This window comes from Hymenobacter convexus (assembly GCF_030580955.1).
GTDB lineage: Bacteria > Bacteroidota > Bacteroidia > Cytophagales > Hymenobacteraceae > Hymenobacter.
In genome coordinates, this window is the sequence record NZ_JAUQON010000013.1 from 18,077 (window position 1) to 39,038 (window position 20,962).

At 60.9% G+C, this 20,962-nt stretch carries 16 protein-coding genes; 4 read left to right on the forward strand and 12 right to left on the reverse strand.

Features of this window, described 5'->3' with window-relative positions; genetic code table 11:
• Window positions 1-34 precede the first annotated feature (34 nt).
• From Q4S41_RS21495 to Q4S41_RS21530, 8 genes are all read right to left on the reverse strand, one after another.
• Window positions 35-367, reverse strand: coding sequence for a hypothetical protein (locus Q4S41_RS21495; RefSeq protein WP_305033199.1), 333 nt, complete (start codon window positions 365-367; stop codon window positions 35-37).
• 206 nt (window positions 368-573) lie between these two features.
• On the reverse strand, window positions 574-1,530 hold the full coding sequence (locus Q4S41_RS21500) for a transketolase family protein (protein ID WP_305033200.1): 957 nt from the start codon (window positions 1,528-1,530) through the stop codon (window positions 574-576).
• A gap of 45 nt (window positions 1,531-1,575) precedes the next feature.
• Entirely contained in the window at window positions 1,576-2,211 is a 636-nt protein-coding gene (locus tag Q4S41_RS21505) for a hypothetical protein (protein ID WP_305033201.1), read from the reverse strand.
• Between the two features lie 2 nt (window positions 2,212-2,213).
• The gene (locus Q4S41_RS21510; RefSeq protein WP_305033202.1) at window positions 2,214-3,578 is read right to left on the reverse strand and encodes a vWA domain-containing protein; all 1,365 of its coding nucleotides are present in this window, start codon (window positions 3,576-3,578) and stop codon (window positions 2,214-2,216) included.
• A gap of 148 nt (window positions 3,579-3,726) precedes the next feature.
• Complete coding sequence (locus tag Q4S41_RS21515) at window positions 3,727-4,614, reverse strand: transketolase (RefSeq protein WP_305033306.1); 888 nt, start codon at window positions 4,612-4,614, stop codon at window positions 3,727-3,729.
• Window positions 4,615-5,087: 473 nt separating this feature from the next.
• Complete coding sequence (gene bcp / locus Q4S41_RS21520) at window positions 5,088-5,537, reverse strand: thioredoxin-dependent thiol peroxidase (protein WP_305033203.1); 450 nt, start codon at window positions 5,535-5,537, stop codon at window positions 5,088-5,090.
• 82 nt (window positions 5,538-5,619) lie between these two features.
• Window positions 5,620-7,671, reverse strand: a complete 2,052-nt coding sequence (locus Q4S41_RS21525) for a M23 family metallopeptidase (protein WP_305033204.1) — start codon at window positions 7,669-7,671, stop codon at window positions 5,620-5,622.
• Window positions 7,672-7,814: 143 nt separating this feature from the next.
• Window positions 7,815-8,429 carry a fumarylacetoacetate hydrolase family protein gene (locus Q4S41_RS21530; RefSeq protein ID WP_305033205.1) on the reverse strand — a complete coding sequence of 205 codons (615 nt, stop codon included), beginning with the start codon at window positions 8,427-8,429 and terminating at the stop codon, window positions 7,815-7,817.
• A 190-nt stretch (window positions 8,430-8,619) separates the two neighbouring features.
• Between Q4S41_RS21530 and Q4S41_RS21535 the strand changes: the two genes are divergently transcribed.
• Together Q4S41_RS21535 and Q4S41_RS21540 are read left to right on the forward strand one after the other, a co-directional pair.
• Window positions 8,620-9,414: a M48 family metallopeptidase gene (locus Q4S41_RS21535; RefSeq protein ID WP_305033206.1), complete on the forward strand. Its 795-nt coding sequence runs from the start codon at window positions 8,620-8,622 to the stop codon at window positions 9,412-9,414.
• A 156-nt stretch (window positions 9,415-9,570) separates the two neighbouring features.
• Window positions 9,571-10,128 (forward strand): hypothetical protein, encoded by a 558-nt coding sequence (locus tag Q4S41_RS21540; protein WP_305033207.1) that lies wholly within the window; start codon window positions 9,571-9,573, stop codon window positions 10,126-10,128.
• A 142-nt stretch (window positions 10,129-10,270) separates the two neighbouring features.
• On the opposite strand, the gene Q4S41_RS21545 is transcribed toward Q4S41_RS21540, so the two are convergent.
• Window positions 10,271-11,668 carry a UDP-N-acetylmuramate--L-alanine ligase gene (locus tag Q4S41_RS21545; protein WP_305033208.1) on the reverse strand — a complete coding sequence of 466 codons (1,398 nt, stop codon included), beginning with the start codon at window positions 11,666-11,668 and terminating at the stop codon, window positions 10,271-10,273.
• Window positions 11,669-11,971: 303 nt separating this feature from the next.
• On the opposite strand from Q4S41_RS21545, the gene dnaB reads away from it, so the two are divergent.
• A complete protein-coding gene (gene dnaB, locus Q4S41_RS21550) occupies window positions 11,972-14,608 on the forward strand; it encodes a replicative DNA helicase (protein WP_305033209.1) in 2,637 nt (878 codons plus the stop codon).
• A 125-nt stretch (window positions 14,609-14,733) separates the two neighbouring features.
• A complete protein-coding gene (locus tag Q4S41_RS21555) occupies window positions 14,734-15,504 on the forward strand; it encodes a sulfite exporter TauE/SafE family protein (protein ID WP_305033210.1) in 771 nt (256 codons plus the stop codon).
• Between the two features lie 53 nt (window positions 15,505-15,557).
• Here Q4S41_RS21555 and Q4S41_RS21560 read toward each other — a convergent pair whose 3' ends face one another.
• The 3 genes from Q4S41_RS21560 to Q4S41_RS21570 form a co-directional block, all read right to left on the reverse strand.
• Window positions 15,558-16,607, reverse strand: a complete 1,050-nt coding sequence (locus tag Q4S41_RS21560) for a T9SS type A sorting domain-containing protein (protein WP_305033211.1) — start codon at window positions 16,605-16,607, stop codon at window positions 15,558-15,560.
• Window positions 16,608-16,998: 391 nt separating this feature from the next.
• A complete protein-coding gene (locus tag Q4S41_RS21565) occupies window positions 16,999-18,243 on the reverse strand; it encodes a PepSY-associated TM helix domain-containing protein (RefSeq protein WP_305033212.1) in 1,245 nt (414 codons plus the stop codon).
• Window positions 18,244-18,345: 102 nt separating this feature from the next.
• Window positions 18,346-20,820: a TonB-dependent receptor gene (locus tag Q4S41_RS21570; protein ID WP_305033213.1), complete on the reverse strand. Its 2,475-nt coding sequence runs from the start codon at window positions 20,818-20,820 to the stop codon at window positions 18,346-18,348.
• Between the last annotated feature and the right edge of the window lie 142 nt (window positions 20,821-20,962).

Consider the following 20,962-nt stretch of genomic DNA (forward strand, 5'->3'; position numbering starts at 1 on the left):
CTGCCATTGGCCTTCCGGCAATCCGCTTGCGCACCTATTTGTCCACGCATGAGCAGGTCCAGCGGTTGTCGGGGATGGTGGGAAACACCAAAAAGAACTTGTTGGGCCGGTCTATTTTCTCTGCCTTGCCCTTGTCCAGATAGCCGCCGGTGAATAGCAGGTTGCCAGCTTTATCAACGGTAAATTTTCCCTTGCTGGGCGTTTTAAAACCAGAATAGAAATAGGTGCCATCCGGATTTATCGTGAACGAGCCGTGGGGCGTGAATTCGTAGAAGCCCCCGGTGTATTTGGTGGAGGTGCAGCCGTATTTCCCATATTTGAGGGTGGTTTTGGGTGCGGTCTGCGCCGTGGCGCCGTGGGCAAGCACTGAGAGGACAGCGCAGCTAATTCCCAGAATTAGGGTTCTTCTTTTCATCTCAAACAACGGCTGCTTTTAAAAAGTCCGAGGGCAAACCAAAAATAACCGAAGCAAAACAAACCGCAACCGTGGCATACCTATTCCATTGCTGAAAGCACGCAAAAAAAGCCTCGTAGTGTATCCGCTACGAGGCTTTTTATTAGAATGGAAACGGCTTATTTCTTGCGCTTCATCACCGCCTCCACGGCGGCCACGATGGCGGCTTCGTTGAGGTTGTATTTCTCCATCAGCTGGTCGGGGGTGCCGCTTTCGCCGAAGCTGTCGTGCACGGCCACCATTTCCAGGGGCAGGGGCTCCTCGCGGGCCAGCAGCTGGGCAATGCTGTCGCCGAGGCCGCCGTTCATCTGGTGCTCTTCGGCCGTCACCACGCAGCCGGTTTTGCGGGCCGAGGTGAGGATGGCCTCCGCATCCAGCGGCTTGATGGTGTGAATGTTGATAATTTCGGCGTTGATGCCTTTTTCGGCCAGGAGCTTGCCGGCCAGCACGGCCTTCCACACGAGGTGGCCGGTGGCGAAGATGCTCACGTCGGTGCCTTCGTTCAGGGTCCAGGCTTTGCCGATTTCAAACTTCTGGTCGGCCGGCGTGAAGTTGGGCACCACGGGGCGGCCGAAGCGCAGGTACACGGGGCCTTCGTAGTCGGCAATGGCGATGGTGGCGGCTTTGGTCTGGTTAAAGTCGCAGGGGTTGATGACGGTCATGCCGGGCAGCATTTTCATCATGCCCAGGTCTTCCAGAATCTGGTGGGTGGCGCCGTCTTCGCCCAGCGTGAGGCCGGCGTGGGAGGCGCAGATTTTCACGTTCTTGCCCGAGTAGGCAATGCTCTGGCGAATCTGGTCGTACACCCGGCCGGTGCTGAAGTTGGCGAAGGTGCCCGTAAAGGGGATTTTGCCGCCAATGGTCATGCCCGCGGCCACGCCCATCATATTGGCCTCGGCGATGCCGACCTGGAAAAACCGGTCGGGGTTTTCCTTCTTGAAGGCGTCCATTTTGAGCGAGCCGGTGAGGTCGGCGCAGAGGGCCACCACGTTGGGGTTGGTTTTGCCCAGCTCGGCCAGGCCCGCGCCGAAGCCGCTGCGGGTGTCTTTCGATTCGGTGTAGGGAAAGTCTTTCATGAGGAGTTGGATTTGAGGCCGCTAGCGGCTTGGCGTTACAAAGGTTTAGTGTCTATGCCGATATTCATTCATCAGCTTCCGAAAGTTTTGCTGAGCGGCATGGTCGTTTGGATGGCGGAGTTGATTGGCTAGCGCTTCGAGCAATTGCGGGTCGTCGGAGTAAAGTTGTCGTATCAGTGCTTCGGATGACACGGTGAGCATCAGCCCGCCGATTATTGCCATCATTGTTGCCCGACGATTGACGCGTTGATTTAGTGCTAAGGCAATTATAAAAGAGACCAGAAGGGGAACTGCTGCAATAAGTAGCGTAGTACTTCCATTCCAAAACATTAGCTTAAATAGTACGCCGACTAAAGTGACTGCACTACTGATGTACATCACCTTTGGAGCAAGGGTATTTAGGAAAAAAGATTGGTTCTCACTGACTGAGAACTGATTGCTAAAGTTGCCGAAATATTGCTCCGGAAAGTTGACTTCATCAGTCGAAATCAGTGGCTCAAATGCTTTAAGAAAGTATACTTCGGCTAGTCCACCTAAGCCAATAATGAAAAGCGTTTCGTTCCGAACCCAATGATTCCAGAATAGAATAGCCCCCAGTATGCTGAGGAAGACGAACAGAACTTCCAGCTTAGGAAGCAATACATCGTACACTAAGCTCTCTCCCGGCTTAATCATTTGCATCACTATTTCCCAAAAATAGCCACCGATGTCGTCTGCCCGCTGCGGATGGTGAAGTTGCGCACATCCGTAAACTTGCTGGCGGTGCTGTTGCTGGTGCGGAACACCAGCCGGTAGGCGCCCGGCTGCATGGGCAGGTTGATTTTGCTGCTTCCGCCCTGCGGCAGGTCATAAATCCAGGTTTGGGATTCGTCGTCGTTGAGCTGGTAGAGGCTGCCGTAGCCTTTCAGGTCCGACGTGATGTTGAGGGTGCCGGGCGCGGCGTAGGTGAAGGTGTACTCCTGGCCCTGCTTGATGGTGATGCGCCGCACGGTGCGGGGCAGCGTGAGGGCTTCCACCTCGTAGTTGCCGGCCAGCAGCTTCTGGCGGGTACCGAAGGTGCCGGCCGTGACGGTAGCGCCCGCCTGGCTGCGCACTACCGCCCGGATGGTGCCGTAGGGGTTGGGCGTGATGGCCGGGTTTTGCAGCCAGAGGGTGCCCTGGGGCGTTTTGAAGGTGAAGACGTTGGCCTTGCCAGGCTTAATGGGCAGGTTGGCCTGGCGCACGGGCGGCACGGTGTTTATCACGAGGTCGTAGCTCTGCAGGGCGTCGATGTCGAGCACGTCGGGCTTGCCCTGGGCGTCGCGGTAGTGCACGTAGTTGTACTCGGGCTGCTCGGTCACGTTGTTCACGAAGGTCATGTTCACGTTCGTTTCCACGGGCTTGCCGGCGGCATCGGTGAGGTTGACGCTGACGGTGGTTTTGCTCAGGGTTTGGGCAATGACGTCGTCCATCACCGTGCGGAAGGTCTTCACCTCGGCGGCGTTGTAGTACTGGCCCAAGCATTCAAGCTGCTTGCCGAAATCCCGCTCGGCCCCGATGCCGATGACGAAGGGCTTAAGGAAAACGTGCTTGCGCTGCAGGGCGATGGAGGCCGCGCAGGGGTCGCGGTTGCACGATTCGAGGCCGTCGGTTATCAGCAGCAGCACGTTGCGCGAGGCCTTATCCGTCGGAAAATCGTTGGCCGACTGCTCCAGCGAGTAGGTGATGGGTGTGTTGCCCTGCGCCTTCAGCGTAATCAGCTTTTCCTTGATGGCCTTGGCATTGCGCGGCGCAAACGGCACTTCCAGCTTCGAGTCCTGGCAGTTCTTGTCGGCGTTCGGAAACTGGTGGCCATACACACGCAGGCCCAGCTCCAAGTTGGGGTAAGCATTGAGCGAATCGACCATTTTGCTGAGCATACGCTTGGCCACCGCCCAGCGCGGCTGGCCTTCCCAGGGCGCCATCATCGAACCGGAGGCGTCGAGCAGGAAGAGAATGCGCGTGACTTTGGGCTTTTCAGGCGCGGCGTTCTGGGCGTGGGCGGCGAAGCTCAATAGGAGAAGCAACAATGTCCAGACGTGGCGCCTCACCCCCCGGCCCCCTCTCCTCAGGGAGGGGGGGAGCCGGACGATTTCCGTTAGGAGCAAAACCGGTGCCCCCTCTCCTTTGGGAGAGGGGGTCAGGGGGTGAGGCGTCACATCCGAACGGTACCGCATACTAGTAGTCGCCGTCGGTGCCCAGTTTCAGTTGGTCCAGTGCGTCGGCCAGTTGCTTGTCGTTCGGGGCCACGCCGTGCCACTTGTGGCCGTCCATCATGAAGTCGACGCCGAAGCCCATTTTCGTGTCCATCACGAACATGATGGGCTTGGCCTTGCCGGTGGCGGCCACGCAGTTTTCGAGCATGGGCAGCAAGGCGTCAAAGTGGTTGCCGTCGCCCTCAAACACCTGCCAGCCGAAGGCCTTGAACTTGGCGCCAATGTCGCCGAGGCCGCCGATGTCGTCGGTCGAGCCGTCAATCTGCTGGCCGTTGCGGTCCACGATGGCAATGAGGTTGTCGATTTTGTGGTGGGCGGCGTACATGGCGGCCTCCCAGTTCTGGCCTTCTTCCAGCTCGCCGTCGCCCATGAGCACGAACACGCGCTGCTTGTCGCCGTTGAGTTTTTTGGCCTGGGCGGCGCCGCAGGCCACGCTCAGGCCCTGGCCCAGCGAGCCCGAGGCCACGCGGATGCCCGGCAGCCCTTCGTGGGTGGTGGGGTGGCCCTGCAGGCGCGAATTCAGCTTGCGGAACGTGGCCAGCTCGCTCACCGGGAAGTAGCCCGAGCGCGCCAGACACGAGTACATGGTGGCCGAGGTGTGGCCATTGGACAGGAAAAACAGGTCCTGGTCCTTGCCGTCCATGTCGAAGGGCTCGGGGTGGTGCTTCATCACCTTGAAGTAGAGCGCGACCAGCAAATCGGTGATGCCGAGCGAACCGCCGGGGTGGCCCGAGTTCACGGCGTGCACCATGCGCAGGATGTCGCGGCGCACCTGGGTGGCAATTTCCTTGAGCTCCTCGTTGGATTTTTCGGGCTGTTCGACGGTTTTGGTGGTGGTGGTATCGGCCATGAGTTCGAAAGAAGTTGGGTTCAATGGGGGTAAAGGTAGTGAACGGGGCAATGGCCCAAAGGGCGTTTTTATGCGCCGGCCTATTGCAAACGGTCCCGATAGCGCCAGGCAGCGGAGCCCGTTGTACGCGCGTGCAGCGGGCTCCGCCGAAAGGAATTAGGCGTTGCAACGGGTTGCAACAGGCTTCACCGAATGGAAATGCATCCGACAACCCGTTGCAAGGCCTTTCGCCCAATGGAAATGGTCGTTGCAATCCGATGCAAGACAAACCGCCAAACGGAAATGGCCTCTGCAACCAACTGCAAGGGCCATTTCTGTTTGGCGAAGAGCATTCCGGCGCACTGCAATGACCTTCGCCGCACGGCGGTGCCCATTCCCGTGCGCCGCAGCATCCTCCGCTGCCCGGAAACAGGCATTACGGCGCGCTGCAATGGGCTCCGCCGGCTGGTGGTGGTCATTCCGGCCGTCCGCAGCTACTTCAGCAGCTGCGCGGCGTGCTCTTTGGTGTCTACTTTCTTGATGACCTTCTCGATAAGGCCGTTTTCGTCAATCAGAAACGTGGTGCGGACGGTGCCCATGTAGGTTTTGCCGTAGTTTTTCTTTTCCTGCCACACGCCGTAGGCCTGCACAATCTGCTTTTCGGTATCGACCAGCAGCGGGAAGGGCAGGTCGTATTTCAGGGCAAATTTCTTGTGCGCCGCCTCGCCGTCGGTGCTCACGCCGATGACCTGGATATTGCCCGCTTTGAGCTCCGCCTGATGGTCGCGCAGGTTGCAGGCCTGGGCGGTGCAGCCGGGCGTGTCGTCTTTGGGGTAGAAATAGAGGGCCACCTTCTGGCCGCGGAAGTCGTGCAGGCTGATGGTGTTGCCATCCTGGTCCTGGGCGGTGAAATCGGGGGCGGGTTGGCCGGGTTCGAGGAGCATGGTGCGTTTGGGTTGTAGCGCGGACTTTTAGTCCGCGAGTGTGAGATGTTGTTGTGGTGCGTTCGCGGACTAAAAGTCCGCGCTACAGGCTCAGCGGAATCACCCGCTCGTTGCCGGCCTGGTCCGTCAGGTGCAGTTCGGCGGGGCCGTGCAAGCGCGGGCCCAGCGTATCGGAGGCCACGGTGAAGAGCAGGGCTTTCTTGTGCTCGTAGCGCAGCATCCGGAACTTGCCGCCGATGAGCAGGCGGTAGCTGGCCAGGCCCGACATGTCGTCGCCCACCGAAAACGACAGCTGCCCGCCGGCGCGCCCGATGAGGCTGCCGCGCGGCGCGGTGGTGTCGCGCAGAATGCGGTAGGAGGCAAACTGGCGGATGTTGGCCGTAATCCGGCCCTGCTCGTCCCACACGCCGCCCAGGTAGGCCTTGCCGCCGCTGGCCGTGGCCGAGTAGATGGCGGTACGGCGCGGGTCGGCGGGCGGGGTGGCGGGCTTGAGGGTGAGCACGGCCGTGTGGTAGAGCGGCAGCAACGGCGAGCCCACCGTCCAGAAGCCGCTGCCGGTGGCCTCGGGCTTGAAGCTGGTGCTCAGGTAGAGGTTGCCGAACAGCGTTTCGGGGCCAAAAACGAGGTTGAGGGCGTTGGTGGCGTAGCTGGTTTCCTTGCCGGCCGGAATCATTACCTGCCGGTCGAACTTCTTCGTGATGCCGCCAAAGCGGATAGAATCGGGCAGGCCGGCGCGCAAGTCGTAGAGGTACACGTTTTCGCTGTTCTGCGTGTAGCTGGGCCGGATTTCGAGGCGGCGGGCTCCGCGCAGCAGCGTCAGGTTGGCGCCCACAGAGTCGGCGCTGGGGTCGGCGGCCACGGCCTTCAGCAGATTGCGCGTCACTTCGAAACGCAGGGCCGGGCGCTTCACGGCGGCGGAGCGGGTTTTGAAGTATTCGGGCTGTTCCCCGCGTATCACCAGATGCACAGGCGCCTGGTTGTTGTAGGAGTCGGCCAGCGTAATATCAACGTTGTACACCTTGCCGGCTTCCACGTTCAGGCGGCCTTTGGTGGGACCGGTGGTGTACATGCTGAGGTCGTTGCCGTCGTCCACCCACAGCTTTTGCAGGGTGCGGCCCTGGGTGTTCTGGTACAGGAAATCGACGAAGTTGCCCACCTGCCGGGTGCCGGTCGGGAAGGGAATGGCGTCGATGTTGTGCTGGTAGAACGGCTGCCCGTTCACCGTCACGCTCACCCGCTGAATGCCGTTCTTGTTCCAGGCATTATCAAACCTATCGAAGCCTTGCACCAGCAAGCCCACCGTACCAAAGGCGCTGATGGTATCGGCCCAGGTGGTGCCCACGCCCGGCGCCGGCTGCAGCTTGGGCACAAACAGCGCCTTGGCAAACACCTTCTTCACCCGCGCCTCAATGCCGAGCGGTTCCACCGCAAACGCCTGCAGCACCGGCCCCAGGTGGTCCTGAATTTCGGGGAAGCCACCCCACTGCAGCGGGTTATACTGCCGGTCCTGGGCATCGCGCACCTCCCAGTGCAGGTGCGGGCCGGCCGAGCCGCCGGTGTTGCCGCTCAGGGCCACCAGCTCCCCGCGCTTCACCGGGTACTTATCCTTTTCGAAAAAGGCCTCCAGCTCATAGCTCTGCTTGTCGTACTGCCGCCGCAATAGCTCGGTCGCAAACGCGCCCTTGAACTCGTTCAAGTGCCCGTACACCGTCGTCGTGCCATTGGGGTGGGTGATGTAGAGCACGTTGCCGTAGCCGAACGACGACTGCTTCAGCCGCGACACGTAGCCGTCGGCGGCGGCGTACACGGGCTGGTTCACCCCGCCGCCGGTCTTGATGTCGAGCCCGCCGTGGAAGTGGTTGGGGCGCAGTTCGCCCATGCTCCCGGCCAGGAAATTGGGCTTGCCCGGCGCAATGGGAAACATAAAGTAACCCGGCGTCACGGTGGGGCGGCCGGCGCGTAGCAGCTCGCTCACAGTGTGGCGGTCGCGGTCGGCGGTGTCGGCTTCCTGCCCTCCTACTCGGCCGGGCGCGCCGGCCGCGAGGGCCAGCGCCAGGCCGATTATCAACTTCGCTTTATTCTTCAACTTGTATGTATTCAGAAAGAACTTCGTGCTGCCAAAAAGAACGGTCATGCAGAGCGTAGCGAAGCATCTTGCCCGCCACCACTAATCCAACCAATTGGATTGCGTTGCGCAGTAAAGATGCTTCGCTACGCTCTGCATGACCGTTCTTTTTGGCGGCGTAACCGTCCTGTTATTTTAAAATCTAACCGCCCCTACTTCACCGCCAGTTCCAGCAGCTTCTCCCCCTCCAGATACCCGGTCAGTTGGTCACCCAGCTTTACGGCGGCCACGCCAGCCGGGGTGCCGGTGAAAATCAAGTCGCCCATTTTCAGCGAAATGTATTTCGACACGAAGCTGATGATTTTGGCAAACGGATGCAGCATCAGGCTGGAATTTCCGGTCTGGCGGGTTTCGCCGTTCACGTCGAGGTGGAAGTTGATGTTGGCCAAATCGGCGAACTCGCTCACCGGCTTGAAAGTGGGCGAAATCGGGGCCGAGCCATCAAAAGCCTTGGCCAGCTCCCAGGGCAGGCCCTTTTTCTTGAGTTCGCTCTGCAGGTCGCGGGCCGTGAAATCGATGCCCAGGCCAATGGCGTCGAAGTAGGTGTGGGCAAACTGCTCCTCGATGTGGCGGCCGTTTTTACTTACGCGTAGCACCAACTCCAGCTCGTGGTGAATGTCCTGCGAAAACTCGGGGATGAAAAACGGCTGGCCGCGCTGCAGCAGCGCGGTTTCGGGCTTCATAAAGATGACGGGCGCGCTGGGCACCTCGTTTTGCAGCTCGGCAATGTGGTCGGCGTAGTTGCGGCCGATGCAGATTATTTTCATGGAAGGAAGTTCGGGACAGGGCGGAAGGAAGTCAAAACTACGGCCTGCCGCCGGCTCGCGGCAACCCGGCCGGGCCATTTCTGGCCCGCGCGCCGGCCGCCGCTAAACATTTACCCGCCCGGCTGCCGTATAGCCGCCAACCAATCGCGCCCATCCAAGGCGCAGCTGTACTTCTCTTTCCCATCCAGCTATGCTCAAAAAAATCACCCTCGTTGCCAGCCTAGCCTTCATGGCCGCCTGCTCCACGGTGCCCATCACGGGGCGCCGCCAGCTCAGCCTCGTGAGCGATTCCGAAATCAACACCCTGGCCGCCACGCAATACCGCGAGGTCATCGCCAAAGGCCCGCTCTCCACCAACGCGCAGGACGTGGCCCTGGTGCGCCGCGTGGGCCAGCGCATCCAAACCGCCGTGGAAACCTATTTCCGCCAGCAAAACGCCTCTGACCAGCTCGCCGGCTACCAGTGGGAGTTCAACGTGATTCAGGACAAGCAGGAAAATGCCTGGTGCATGCCTGGCGGCAAAGTGGCCGTCTACACCGGCATCCTGCCCATCACGCAGGACGAAAACGGCCTGGCCGTGGTCATGGCCCACGAAATTGCCCACGCCGTGGCCAAGCACGGCTCCGAGCGCATGAGCCAAGGCCTCGTGCAGCAGCTGGGCGGGCAGGCCCTTTCGGCCGCTCTTTCCACCAACAGCGCGGCCACGCAACAGCTGGCTTTGCAAGCGTTCGGCGTGGGTTCCAGCGTGGGCTTGCTGAAATACGGCCGCAACCAGGAGTCGGAAGCCGACCACCTGGGCCTGATTTTTATGGCCATGGCCGGCTACAATCCCGACGGTGCCATTGCGTTCTGGCAGCGCATGGATGCCCGCGAAAACCAGGCTTCGCCGCCCGAATTTCTCTCCACTCACCCCTCCAACGGCACCCGCATCGCCGACATTCAGCGCGAGCTGCCGGAGGCACGCAAATACTACACCGCCCGCTAAGTCAGTTAAGTAGCGAAACGTCGGCAAGCCCGTCATGCTGAGCGCAGCCAAAGCATTTCTACCGCGAAAAGCAGTGGTTTGCTACTGCGGTAGAGATGCTTTGGCTGCGCTCAGCATGACGTTTACATTGCACCTTATCTATCACAAATTCCCGCTATGAAATTCCTCCCTCGTCTGCTTGGTTTGGGGTTGTTGAGCCTGCTGGTGATGCTGCTGGTTATGTCGTGCGAAACGGCCAAAACCGGCACCAACGAGTTTGGCAGCCCCAACCGCATTAAAGGCGAGGCGATTGCCAAGCCCGAGAGCCGGCAAATCGTGCACTTCACCGACACCACCACCGAGTACAAAACGACCCGCAGCGAGCTGGCCCGGGCCTTTATCCGGCAATTCAACGACGGCACGGTGGTCGACAAGATTCAGGTACGCAAAGCCCCCGGCAACGACGGCGCCCCGGTCACCTACTACCTCATCGGCATGGGCTTGCGCGGGGGCACGTTTCGGGCCATGGCCCTGCCCCTCACCAGCAGCGGCGACAATACTTACTACCTCCGCCCGGCCGCCGAGCGCTACACCCTCACCAGCGTGGGCTGCCCGGCGTGCTTCTTCAACTTCGAAAACGGCCGCATCGTGGGCACCAGCTGCACCGAAAGCTACCCCGGTAGCCATTGCGACCTGAAAGTAGAAGCCACCAACGAACTGTTCGCCAACAAATGAGTACCACCGGCAAATGGCTGCTCCGCGCCGCCCTCACCGCCCTGGCCGTGCTCATCACCACCGACCGGCCCCGAATCAAGCCTTCTCAAACGCCAAAAAAGCCCGCTGACTAGCGGGCTTTTTTGGTGGGGCAGGCGAAAGTTTATCCCACGATTTCCGCAGCCAGCGCCGCCAAATCCAGCCTATCGAACGTGCCCGACGACATGAGCAGCAGGTTGGCATTGGCCCATTGCTGCGCGCGCAGGAAAGCGGCCAGCTCGGCGCTGTCGGTTATCACCTTGATGTCGGGGCGCTGAAAGGCTTCGGCCACGGTGGCGGCGGCCAGCGGCGGCAGGCGCTTGTGCTCCAGCACGTGGGGGTTGAAGTACACCACGGCCACGTCGGGCGCGTCGAAACAGTGCGCGTACTGCGGCAGAAAATCGGGGTTGAGGCTGCTGAAGGTGTGCAGCTCCAGGCAGGCCACCAGGCGCCGCTGCGGGAACTGCTTTTTCAGGGCCGTGGCGGTGGCTTTGAGCTTGCTGGGCGCATGGGCGAAGTCCTTGTACACCACCGAGGTAGCGCCTTCCTTCACCAACTCCAAGCGCCGCGCGGCGCCGGGGAACGAAGCCACGGCCTTAAAGAAGTCCTTGCCTTTGATGCCCAGCTGCTTACACACCTCTTTCGCCGCTGAGATGTTGCGCAGGTTATGCTCGCCAAACACCTGGATGGGCACTTCCTCGTCCTTCTTGTTGATGAGGAAGGTTTTGCCGTCGCGGATGACGTGCTCGTGCGGGCCGTAGCCGATGTAGGTCACGTCGGGGTTGGTGGGCATGCTCACCAGCTGCACCTGCTCGTCGTCGCGGTCGTAGATGAGCACGCCGGCCTTGGGCGTCATATCGGCGAAGATGCGGAACTGCTCGCGGTAGATTTCCTCGGTCGGAAACACGTTGATGTGGTCCCAGCTGATGCCCGAAATCACGCCAATGTGGTGCTGGTAGAGGTGAAACTTGGGCCGCCGGTCCACCGGCGAGGACAGGTATTCGTCGCCTTCGATGATGATGATGGGTGCGTCGGTGAGCTGCACCATCAAATCAAAACCGGCCAGCTGGGCGCCCACGGCGTAGTCGAACTGCCGGCCGTGGTAGCGCAGCACGTGCAGAATGCAGGCCGTGATGCTGGTTTTGCCGTGCGAGCCGCCGATGACGATGCGCTGCTTGTCGCGGCTGGCCTCGTAGATGTACTCGGGAAAGGAATACACCTTCAGGCCCAGCTCCTGGGCGCGGGCCAGCTCGGGGTTGTCGGGGCGGGCGTGCATGCCCACAATCACGGCGTCGAGGTCGGGCGTGATGCGGGCGGCGTCCCAGCCTTCCTGGGCGGGCAGCAGGCCGGCGGCAGCGAGGCGGCCGAGGGCGGGCTCAAAAATTTCGTCGTCGGAGCCCGTCACGCGGGCGCCCTGGCGGTGCAGGGCCAGGGCCAGGTTGTGCATGATGCTCCCGCCCACGGCGATGAGGTGGACGCGCTGCGGCGCAGCGGATTGCGGAGAAAGGGTGTCGGAAGCCAAGTCAGGTAGTGGTTAGTTGTCCGTTGCTCGTTGTTAGTCAGGGAATGCCACAGCAAAGCATGACAACTGCCGTCGAAGATGCCCAAACTGACAACGGACAACGACCAACTGACAACCAAAAAGCCGGGGCGCGAAAGTACGAAAGCCCGGCCGCCGGGCCCGGCGCATAGCCAAAAGAATCGAATTTTCCACCGGCACTTTTCCCCGGCTTCGGGGTTAGCTTTGTGTAGATGGCGTGTCCGATGGTTTTTATTCATCGGGTCGCCCACTTTTCACTCGCCGCTCCAATCCCTTCCCCAACCGATGCCTGACCAAATGGACGACCGCCTGAAACAATCCGCTGCCCGAGCCAAAGCGGCCTGGGGCAACCGGGGCGGCACGGTGGTCCCCGCCAATGCCAGCGCCGCCGGCAAGCTCCCGCCCCAGGCGCCGGAGCTCGAAATGGCTGTGCTCGGCGCCCTGATGCTGGAAAAAGATGCCCTCACTTCGGTCATCGACCTGCTCAAGCCCGAGAGTTTCTACAAGCCCGCGCACAAGCTGATTTACGAAGCCGTTATCCGGCTCTTTGACAAGTCGGAGCCCATCGACCAGATTACGGTGGTGCAAGAGCTGCGCGAAATGGGCGCGCTCGAAGCCGCCGGCGGCGCCTTCGGCGTGGCCAACCTCACCATGAAGGTGAACTCGGCCGCCAACGTGGAATACCACGCCCGCATCATCACCGAAACCGCCATCAAGCGCGAGCTGATTCGCATTTCCAGCGAAATTCAGCGCGATGCGTTTGAGGACACCACCGACGTGTTCAAGCTGCTCGACGATACCGAATCGGCCTTATTTGAGGTGTCGGAATCGAACATCCGCAAGAACTTTGATGATATGCGGAGCCTGATGGGCAAGGCCATCAAGGAGCTCGAAGAAAAGAAAAACCAGGCCGACGGCCTCACCGGCGTGCCCACCGGCTTCTCGGCCCTGGACCGCGTGACGAGCGGCTGGCAACCGTCTGACCTTGTGATTATTGCGGCCCGGCCGGGCATGGGTAAGTGTTTGGGCAAAGGCACGAAGGTGCTGATGTTCGACGGCGACCTGCGCAACGTGGAAGACGTGCTGCCCGGCGACCTGCTGATGGGCGACGACTCGACCCCGCGCCGGGTGCTGAGCATTGCCCGGGGCCGCGAAAACATGTATTGGGTGCGCCAGAATAAAGGCGACGACTACCGCGTGAACGAGAGCCACATCCTCTCCCTCAAACGCTCGCGCAACGAAGGCCCGCACCGCCACGGTGACGTCCTCAACATCACCGTGAAGGACTACCTGGCGAAGGGTCCGAAGTTTCGCTCGAACTACAAAGGCTATAAAGTGCCCGTAGAATTTGAAGCGCAGGAACTACCCGTGGACCCGTATTTCCTGGGCGTGTGGCTGGGCGACGGCGCCAGCAGCAACTGCCGTATCACCGGTCAGGACCCCGAAATCATTGACTACCTGCACGAATACGCCGCCACGCTAAACATGCAGGTGACCGTGGGCCTGGTTGAAAACCGCTGCAACAGCTACGGCATCACCAAGGGCCGACAGGGCGGCAACATTGCCGAATATTCCTTGCAGGACGAGCTGCGGCAGTTGGGAGTGCTCGATAACAAGCATATCCCGCGCGCTTACGCCATCAACTCGACCGAGAACCGCCTGCGCCTGCTGGCCGGCCTGATTGACAGCGACGGCCACCTTGACCCGGTTTCCAACGGCTACGAAATCACCCAGAAAAACCACCGCCTGGCCCGGCAAATCAAGTTTCTGGGCGACTCGCTGGGCTTCCGCACCTCGCTCACGAAGAAGCGCGCCGCCATTTCCAGCATCGGCTACGAGAGCGAAGTGTGGCGCGTACGCCTCTACGGCGACATCAATCGTGTGCCGGTGCGCGTGGCCCGCAAGAAGGCCCAGCCCTGGGCTTCGCCTGTCGATTGGCGGCAGACCGGCATTTCGGTGGAGTTCGATAAAGTCGATGACTACTACGGCTTCGAGATTGACGGCAACCGTCTGTTCCTGCTTCAGGACATGACCGTGACGCACAACACAGCCTTCGTGGTCTCGGCCATGCGCAACGCAGCGGTCGATTTTAAGAAAGCCGTGGCCATTTTCTCGCTCGAAATGTCCTCGCTGCAGCTCGTCAACCGTCTGATTTCGGCCGAAGCGGAGCTGGATTCCGAGAAAATCAAAAAAGGCAGCCTCGCCGACCACGAGTGGCAGCAGCTTAACCACAAAATCACGGCCCTCTCGGCCGCCCCGATTTACATCGACGACACGCCCGGCCTGAGCATCCGCGAGCTGCGCACGAAGTGCCGCCGCCTGCGCTCGCAGAAGGACGTGCAGATGATTATCGTCGACTACCTGCAGCTAATGAGCGGCAACACCGACGGCCGCGGCGGCAACCGTGAGCAGGAAATCGCCAGTATCTCGCGGGCCCTCAAGGGCATTGCCAAGGAGCTGAACGTGCCCGTGCTGGCCCTGTCGCAGCTCTCGCGCTCGGTAGAAACCCGCGGCGGCGACAAGAAGCCCCAGCTGAGTGACCTTCGCGAATCGGGCTCCATCGAGCAGGATGCCGACATGGTTATCTTCCTCTATCGCCCCGAATACTACGGCCTCGACCAGGACGCCGAAGGCAACTCGACGCAGGGCGTGGGCGAAGTCATCATCGCCAAGCACCGAAACGGCTCCCTCGAAACCGTGCAGCTCAAATTCATCGGCAAGTTCACCAAGTTTGCCGACCTCGACGGCATGGGCGGCGGCTTCGATGGCGGCGGCTACCAGCCCATGGCCTTGCCCGCCAGCAACTTCGACAGCGAGCCCAGCCCGTTTGCACCCAACACCATTCGCCTGGGCTCCAAAATTAACGAGTCGCCGGTGCCCTTCCCGAAGAGCAATTTCAGCCACGAGGAACCGCCCTTCTAAAGCGCAAGGTTTCGCAAGGTAAAAAGAGGTTTCGCAAGGTTTGACAGGACGTCAACTTTGCGAAACCTCTTTTCACTTTGCGTAACCTTGCGCGAAATTTTATTGCACCGCCTGCTATTAACCGGATGACTCTTGAACTGCTCTACCTCTACTTTTTCGCCGCGCTGGCCGGTTTTATTGATGCGCAGGTGGGCGGCGGTGGGCTGATTCAGCTGCCGGCCATGGTGCTGCTGCTGCCCGAGGTGCCTTACGCTACGGTGCTGGGGACGGGCAAAGTGGCCAGCCTGGCGGGCACGGCCGCAGCCCTGCGCCGGTACCTGGGCGGCCCCGATGCCGTGCCGCTGCGCTGGCGCACCGTGGCCATCACGGCGCTGGTGGCGGGTGGGTTTGCGCTGCTGGGCGCCCGGGCCGCCAGCAGCCTGCACAAGGAAGCGGTGCGGCCGCTGGTACTGGCATTGCTCACGGCCATGGCCGTGTACACGCTCTGGCGCAAGGATTTCGGCAGCCTGCACGCCCCACGCCTACACGGCCGCCGCGAGATTATTACGGGCGTGGGGCTGGGCCTGGCCATCGGATTCTACGACGGATTTTTTGGGCCGGGCACGGGCAGTTTGCTGCTGTTCGCCTTTGTGGGGCTGTTTGGGTACGATTTTCTGGCTGCGTCGGCGTCGGCCAAGTTCGTGAACGTGGCTACCAACATTGCCGGGCTCATCTTTTTCATCTCCACCGGGCATGTTCTCTACCGCGTGGCTATTCCCATGGCCATTTGCAACATGCTGGGCTCGACGCTGGGCGCGCGCATGGCGCTGCGCCAGGGCACAGGCTTCGTGCGGGTGCTTTTTCTGGTGGTGGTCGGGGCTTTCATTCTAAAGCTGGGCTGGGAGACATTCACATAAAAAAACAGGCCCTGCGGTAGGGCCTATTTTTCTTCAGCAGAACGAATGAAACGCTAGCGCGTGGCGGCAGCTTTCACAAAGCGGGTGCTTTGGCCGGTGGCCATGTCCCGCAGGAAATACACGCCATTGGGCAGGCTGCGCACGTCCAGCTGTTGGCCCAGCTCCAGGGTTACTTTCGCCTCCTGCACTTTCTGGCCAAACTGGTTGAACACGCCGAAGGAAGTGCCGGCCGCGCCGGCCACCGTCAGCATTTCGGCCGCCGGGCTGGGGTAGGCCGCTAGTTCGGTGGTTTTGATGTCGCTTTTCACCACCACAATGGGGCTGAAGGTTTCTTTGCCGTCGGCATCAACCTGGCGCAGACGATAATAGCTCATGGGTTTCGGTGCGGCATCAACAAACCGATACTGGTGCGATTGATTGCTGCTGCCAGCGCCTTTCACCTGGCCAATGGCGTAAAATACATCCGATGCGCCGTTGGTCCGCTCCACCACGAAATGGTCGTTGTTGCGCTCCGAGGCCGTGTTCCAGGTCAGGGAAACGCCCGCAGTGGAGGCTTTGCCCTGGAAGGTCACCAGCTCGACCGGCAGCGGCGTAATGGTGCCGTAAGCCGCGAAAATATCGACGCTAACACTGGCATTGATAAGGCCCGCGGTGCGTACTTCTATTTGATTGAAGTCGCTGGTTACCGGAAACTCGACCGCTACTTTGTTGCTGCCGGTTACGTTCAGGTCGAGCAGCGAGGCCACCGATATGTTCTGCTCGTAGCCCGAGCTGCCGTTCATGTAGGTGCGGATGCTGGTGCCATTTAACACGCCCAGGTCCACGTTCGAGCCCATCTGGATGACCAAGCCGGCCCGGCCACCGCTGCGTACCGTCGATGGGAAGGCTATCCGCAAACGCGCCGCGCCGAGCAGGGCCGGCGCCTCAATCCGGGCCGCCGTGGCCAGCGACCCATCCACCGCCAACGGCTCATTGGACGCATTCGATGCAGAATACACCGTGGAGGCATACTGCCACGGCTGTGCTACGCCCGAAAAGGCAGTGGCACCAATGAAGAAAATACCCAGAAGGGCAACTTGAATGGATAAGTAAAATAACCGCATATAAGGAGAGCTAAAATTGATACTCTCCCGCTAAAACAACATTTTTGCCAAAAATCCCGAACGCAACCAAGCACTTAACGCCCAGTTTTTTGACCAACTAGCAGTTGCGCTTAATTGAACTAATCTGGGAATACGCAACCCAAAATGGGAATAAACAAGAGCAAAACACAGCTATAAAACAGCATTCGCAGTATCTTTATCACCATTTATCAACTAATTAATAAGCAAATTCACTTATTCGGCAAATAAATCAATTTATTTTTCAAATTGCACAAAATACAGAATAAATCTTTTCTCGCTTTTTGCTCCTACGCAGCAACATCAAGCGGGGTTGCGTCAATTTGTAAGAATAATTGGCGCAACCCCGCTTGATGTTGCTGCGGCTATTTCCTTAGCTGGCCACCGCCTCCAGCGGCCTCCGCTTACGCTGCTGCTTGCGCCACCGATTGAGCCACATAATGGTTCCCGTAACGGGGAAAGTGGCGCCAAGCAGCGTCATCAGCAGGGCCAGCACTTTGGTGGGCCAGCCAAATATGGCGCCGGTATGCACAGGCTTGAACAAGCCGCGAATGCGCTGCCCCACCGGCCGCTGGGCATATGTTTGCCCACTGATGACCTGGCCGGAATATTGGTCGAGGTACACTTCATCGGTGGCGTTGTCGGTGATGGCGCCGGGACGCAGCACGGCCACCCGGATGCTGCCTTTGGCGTCTTTGGGTAGCTGGAGGGCGTAAGATTCGGCGTCGGGGGCCTGCTGGCGGGCCAGGGCCAGCACGGCATCGGCGGCGAAGGGCGCGGCGCCGGCGGGCGCCGCCGACTCTGGCGCTTCGGGGCGCTTGGTGGGCGAGTGGGTGAGCCGGTTGATGCCCTCCCCCACCCAATCGAACGACATGCCCACACCGGTGAGGGCAATGACGAACAGGAAAACCGACGCGTAGAAGCCCAGCACGATGTGGAAGTCGTGGTTGAGGCGCTTCCAGCCGCTGCCCCACTTCACCTTCAGGCGGGCGCTGAAGGCCTTGCGGGCCGCCGGCCACCACAGCACGATGCCCGTGGCCAGGATAAACAGGAACATGGACGCGCTAATCCCCGTTACCAACTTGCCAATTTTGCCGGCCACCAGCCCGCGGTGTAGCTGCTCCACAGTCTTGAAAAAGTTGTCGCGCGGGTTCAGCTCACCGGTGATGGCGGCGGTGTAGGGGTTCACAAACACGCGGGGGCCACCGCCTTCGCCGCGGCCTTTGCCGCCTTTTCCGTCCTTGCCGGGGCCTTCGCCGGGCACGCGCTTCGCACCGCCTTCTGGCTCAGCACCCGCGCGGCGGCCTTCACCGCCTTTACCACCTTCGGGGGCCCCGGCGAGGCTCACTTCCACGGTGCGGGTGGGGTCGGCGTATACTTTCAGGCCGCTGATTTTGGCTTTGGGCTTGTGGGCGCGCACGGCCTCGGCCACTTGCGCCAGCGCGAGGCGCGGCGTGCCAGCCGGGGCCACGAAGTAGCGCTCGGAATGCCAGGACTGCTCCAATTCCTTTTCAAACGCCAGCACGCAGCCGGTGAGGCACACCCAAACGATGACCAGGCCCGAGGCAAGCCCCAGCCACAAATGGATGGTTCGGAAGGCAGATTTAAGCGGAGTCATCGGCTTGCAGAAAGTGGGTTGAATGAGGGAGAAAGAGGTTTCACGGCACGTAATTCGTTGCCCAGCACAGGGGCGGGAGCAGGCCCCGCCCCTACTATTTTATTATAGCTTGTAGCCCAAGGTGGCCGAGAACGTGCGGGGCGCGATGGGGTTGATGCTGTTGTCGTCGTGCAGGTTGTAGCTCAGTTCGTTGAGCAGGTTGGCCATTTTGAAGCGCAGCGAAAACCGGTCGTACGAATAGCCCAGCGAGGCATCGAAGAGGAAGTAGTTGGGCACCGCAATCAGCTGGAAGGCGTCGGCGCCCGTGGCCCAGGGGCGGCCGGTGGTGGGGTCGAGCAGGCGGGTGTTGCGGCCGCCTACCCGGTCGCCCACGTAGTAGGCCGTGAAGCCGGCGCTGAGGCCGCGCAGGGTGGCGTTGTTGGCAAATACGTTGGCGAAGCTGTAGAACAGGCTGGCGTTGGCCGTGTGGGCGGGGTTGTAGCGCAGGCGGCTGCCGTCTTCGTAAATGTTGCTCTTGGTGTAAGTGGTAGTGTTATAGCTGTAGCCGGCAATGAGCGAGATACCGTTGATGGGGCGGCTCTGCACGTCCACCTCCACGCCCTGACTCGTGACTTCGCCGGCCAGTTCCTGCGGGGCGGCCACTTTGCTGGTCAGAAAGCGCGGGTCGGTGGGCAGAATGGACTGGGCCTGGTTGCTGTTGATGATGCGGTAGCCGGTCACGTTGGCCGATAGCGCGCCCTTGAACAGCTCGTTCTTGATGCCCACCTCGTACTGGTCGATGAGCGAAGGGGCCAGCGCCGCGCCCTGCTCGTCGAAGCCGGTATTGGGCGTGAAGGAGTTGGAGTAGGACGCAAACAGCGAAGTGGTTTTGAGGGGCTGGTACACCAGGCCCAGACGCGGCGAGAAGGCGTTGTCGTATCGGCGGTTTTCCACTACGGTGGCGGCGTTGGTGGCGGGCAGCGTCAGGGCCGGGTAGGTGTACACGTCGGTGGGGGTTTCCTGGTAGCTCCAGCGCACGCCGGCCAGCACCTTCACGTGGTCGAAGATGCTGATGAGGTCTTGGGCGTAGAAGCCGGCGCGGCGGGTGTTGCCCAGCGTGCGGGTGTTGTAGCGCAAGGCGTCGTAGCCGCTCACGGCACCTTTGGGCTGGCCCAACACGCGGCTTGGGTTCAGGATGTTGACCGAGTCGTAAGCTTGGTTGATGAACGATACGGCGTTGGTGTTGTACTGGTCGGCGTCGGCGCCCACCAGCACCGTGTGGCCGATGCGGCCGGTGCGGAGTGTGCCCGTCAGGTCGATTTGGGCCAGGAAGTAGTTCTCGGCGGTTTGAGTGCGCTGCAGGTTGCGCAGCCAGTTGCCGTAGTTGCGGCCGGGCTTGATGACGTTGGCCGTGGGGCGGGCGGCGCTTTTCAGCTCGTTGTCGTAGCGCTGGAACGAACCCACGGCCCGCACCTGCCAGGTGTCGTTCAGGCGCGAGGTGAGGGTGGCGGTGGCGCTGGTTTGGGTGGTGGCGTTGGTGGCGTCAGAAGTATTGAGGAAACGGCTGCGCGAGTCAAAAATCTGGTAGTTCACCGCCCCAATGCCGTAGTCCGGCGTGCGGTTATCGCGCAGATAGTCGCCCTCAATAATCAGGTCGGTTTTGGGCGTGAGCTTGAACAGCAGCGAGGGGTTCACATACACGCGGTCGCTTTTCACGCCGTCGCGGTAGCTGTCGCCGCGCTCGTAGGTGCCGTTCAGGCGGAAGGCCACGGTCTGGCTCTGCCCCACGGCGCCGTACACGTCGAACTGCGGCTTCACGAAACCGTAGCTGCCCACGCGCAGCCCCACCGAGCCGCCGCGCTCAAACTGCGGCTTCTTGGTGACGAGGTTCAGAATGCCGCCGGCCGCCACGTTGCCATACAGGATGGCCGCGCTGCCTTTCAGCACCTCCATGCGCTCCAGGGAGCTTACTTCGGGCATGATGCCGTTGTTGAAACGCACGCCGTTTTTAAAGGTATTGTTGCTGGAAAAGGCGAAGCCGCGGCTGGCAATTTCCTCCTGGGTGCCGCCGGTGGTGCCCATCACATACACCCCGCTCACGTTGGCCAGCACGTCGCTCAGGCGCAGGGCCTGCTGCTGTTCCAGCACGGCGCGCTCAATGGTAACGGTGCTCTGCGGGTTGTCGAGGGGCGCGATGGGCATTTTGCCGGCGCTCACCACGCGCTGGTTCAGGCTTTTGGCGCCGGTCACGGTCACTTCGCGCAGCTGCTGCTCGCCGGCAGCCAGGCGCACGGGCTGGGCCGCCACGCTTTGGCCGGGCTTCACTTCCACGGTCACTTCCTGCGGCGTGCAGCCCAGGCAGCTGATGGTGAGCACCTGCCAGCCGGCGGGCGCCAGCAGCCGGTAGCTGCCGTCGGGGCTGGAGCTCACGCCCAGGTCGGTGCCCTTCACTCGCACCGAAACCTGCTCGGCCGCCTGCCCATCAGCCAGCTCAATGCGGCCCGTCACCTCTCCCATCCGGCCGTGCCGCTTTTCGTGTGGGTGGTGCGGGGCACCGGTTTGAGCCTGGGAAACCACTGGCAGCAGAGAGCCAATCAACAGAAGAAGTAAGGGTGCTGAGCGCATAGCTTATTTAGACAGATTCAAAATATGACACAAAGGTGGTCGCTATTTAGAATTGTTCCAAATAAGAATGTCGAGAATTTTCTTTGACTTGCCCGATTCCAAGCCGCTACCTCTA

What these genes read in the sequence shown, in the direction of transcription:
- Q4S41_RS21500 (WP_305033200.1), bottom strand. Translation starts at nt 1,530, where the DNA reads ATGAAAGACTTTCCCTACACCGAATCGAAAGACACCCGCAGCGGCTTC.
- Q4S41_RS21505 (WP_305033201.1), bottom strand. Translation starts at nt 2,211, where the DNA reads ATGCAAATGATTAAGCCGGGAGAGAGCTTAGTGTACGATGTATTGCTT.
- Q4S41_RS21515 (WP_305033306.1), bottom strand. Translation starts at nt 4,614, where the DNA reads ATGGCCGATACCACCACCACCAAAACCGTCGAACAGCCCGAAAAATCC.
- bcp (WP_305033203.1), bottom strand. Translation starts at nt 5,537, where the DNA reads ATGCTCCTCGAACCCGGCCAACCCGCCCCCGATTTCACCGCCCAGGAC.
- Q4S41_RS21525 (WP_305033204.1), bottom strand. Translation starts at nt 7,671, where the DNA reads ATGACCGTTCTTTTTGGCAGCACGAAGTTCTTTCTGAATACATACAAG.
- Q4S41_RS21530 (WP_305033205.1), bottom strand. Translation starts at nt 8,429, where the DNA reads ATGAAAATAATCTGCATCGGCCGCAACTACGCCGACCACATTGCCGAG.
- Q4S41_RS21535 (WP_305033206.1), top strand. Translation starts at nt 8,620, where the DNA reads ATGCTCAAAAAAATCACCCTCGTTGCCAGCCTAGCCTTCATGGCCGCC.
- Q4S41_RS21540 (WP_305033207.1), top strand. Translation starts at nt 9,571, where the DNA reads ATGAAATTCCTCCCTCGTCTGCTTGGTTTGGGGTTGTTGAGCCTGCTG.
- dnaB (WP_305033209.1), top strand. Translation starts at nt 11,972, where the DNA reads ATGCCTGACCAAATGGACGACCGCCTGAAACAATCCGCTGCCCGAGCC.
- Q4S41_RS21555 (WP_305033210.1), top strand. Translation starts at nt 14,734, where the DNA reads ATGACTCTTGAACTGCTCTACCTCTACTTTTTCGCCGCGCTGGCCGGT.
- Q4S41_RS21560 (WP_305033211.1), bottom strand. Translation starts at nt 16,607, where the DNA reads ATGCGGTTATTTTACTTATCCATTCAAGTTGCCCTTCTGGGTATTTTC.
- Q4S41_RS21565 (WP_305033212.1), bottom strand. Translation starts at nt 18,243, where the DNA reads ATGACTCCGCTTAAATCTGCCTTCCGAACCATCCATTTGTGGCTGGGG.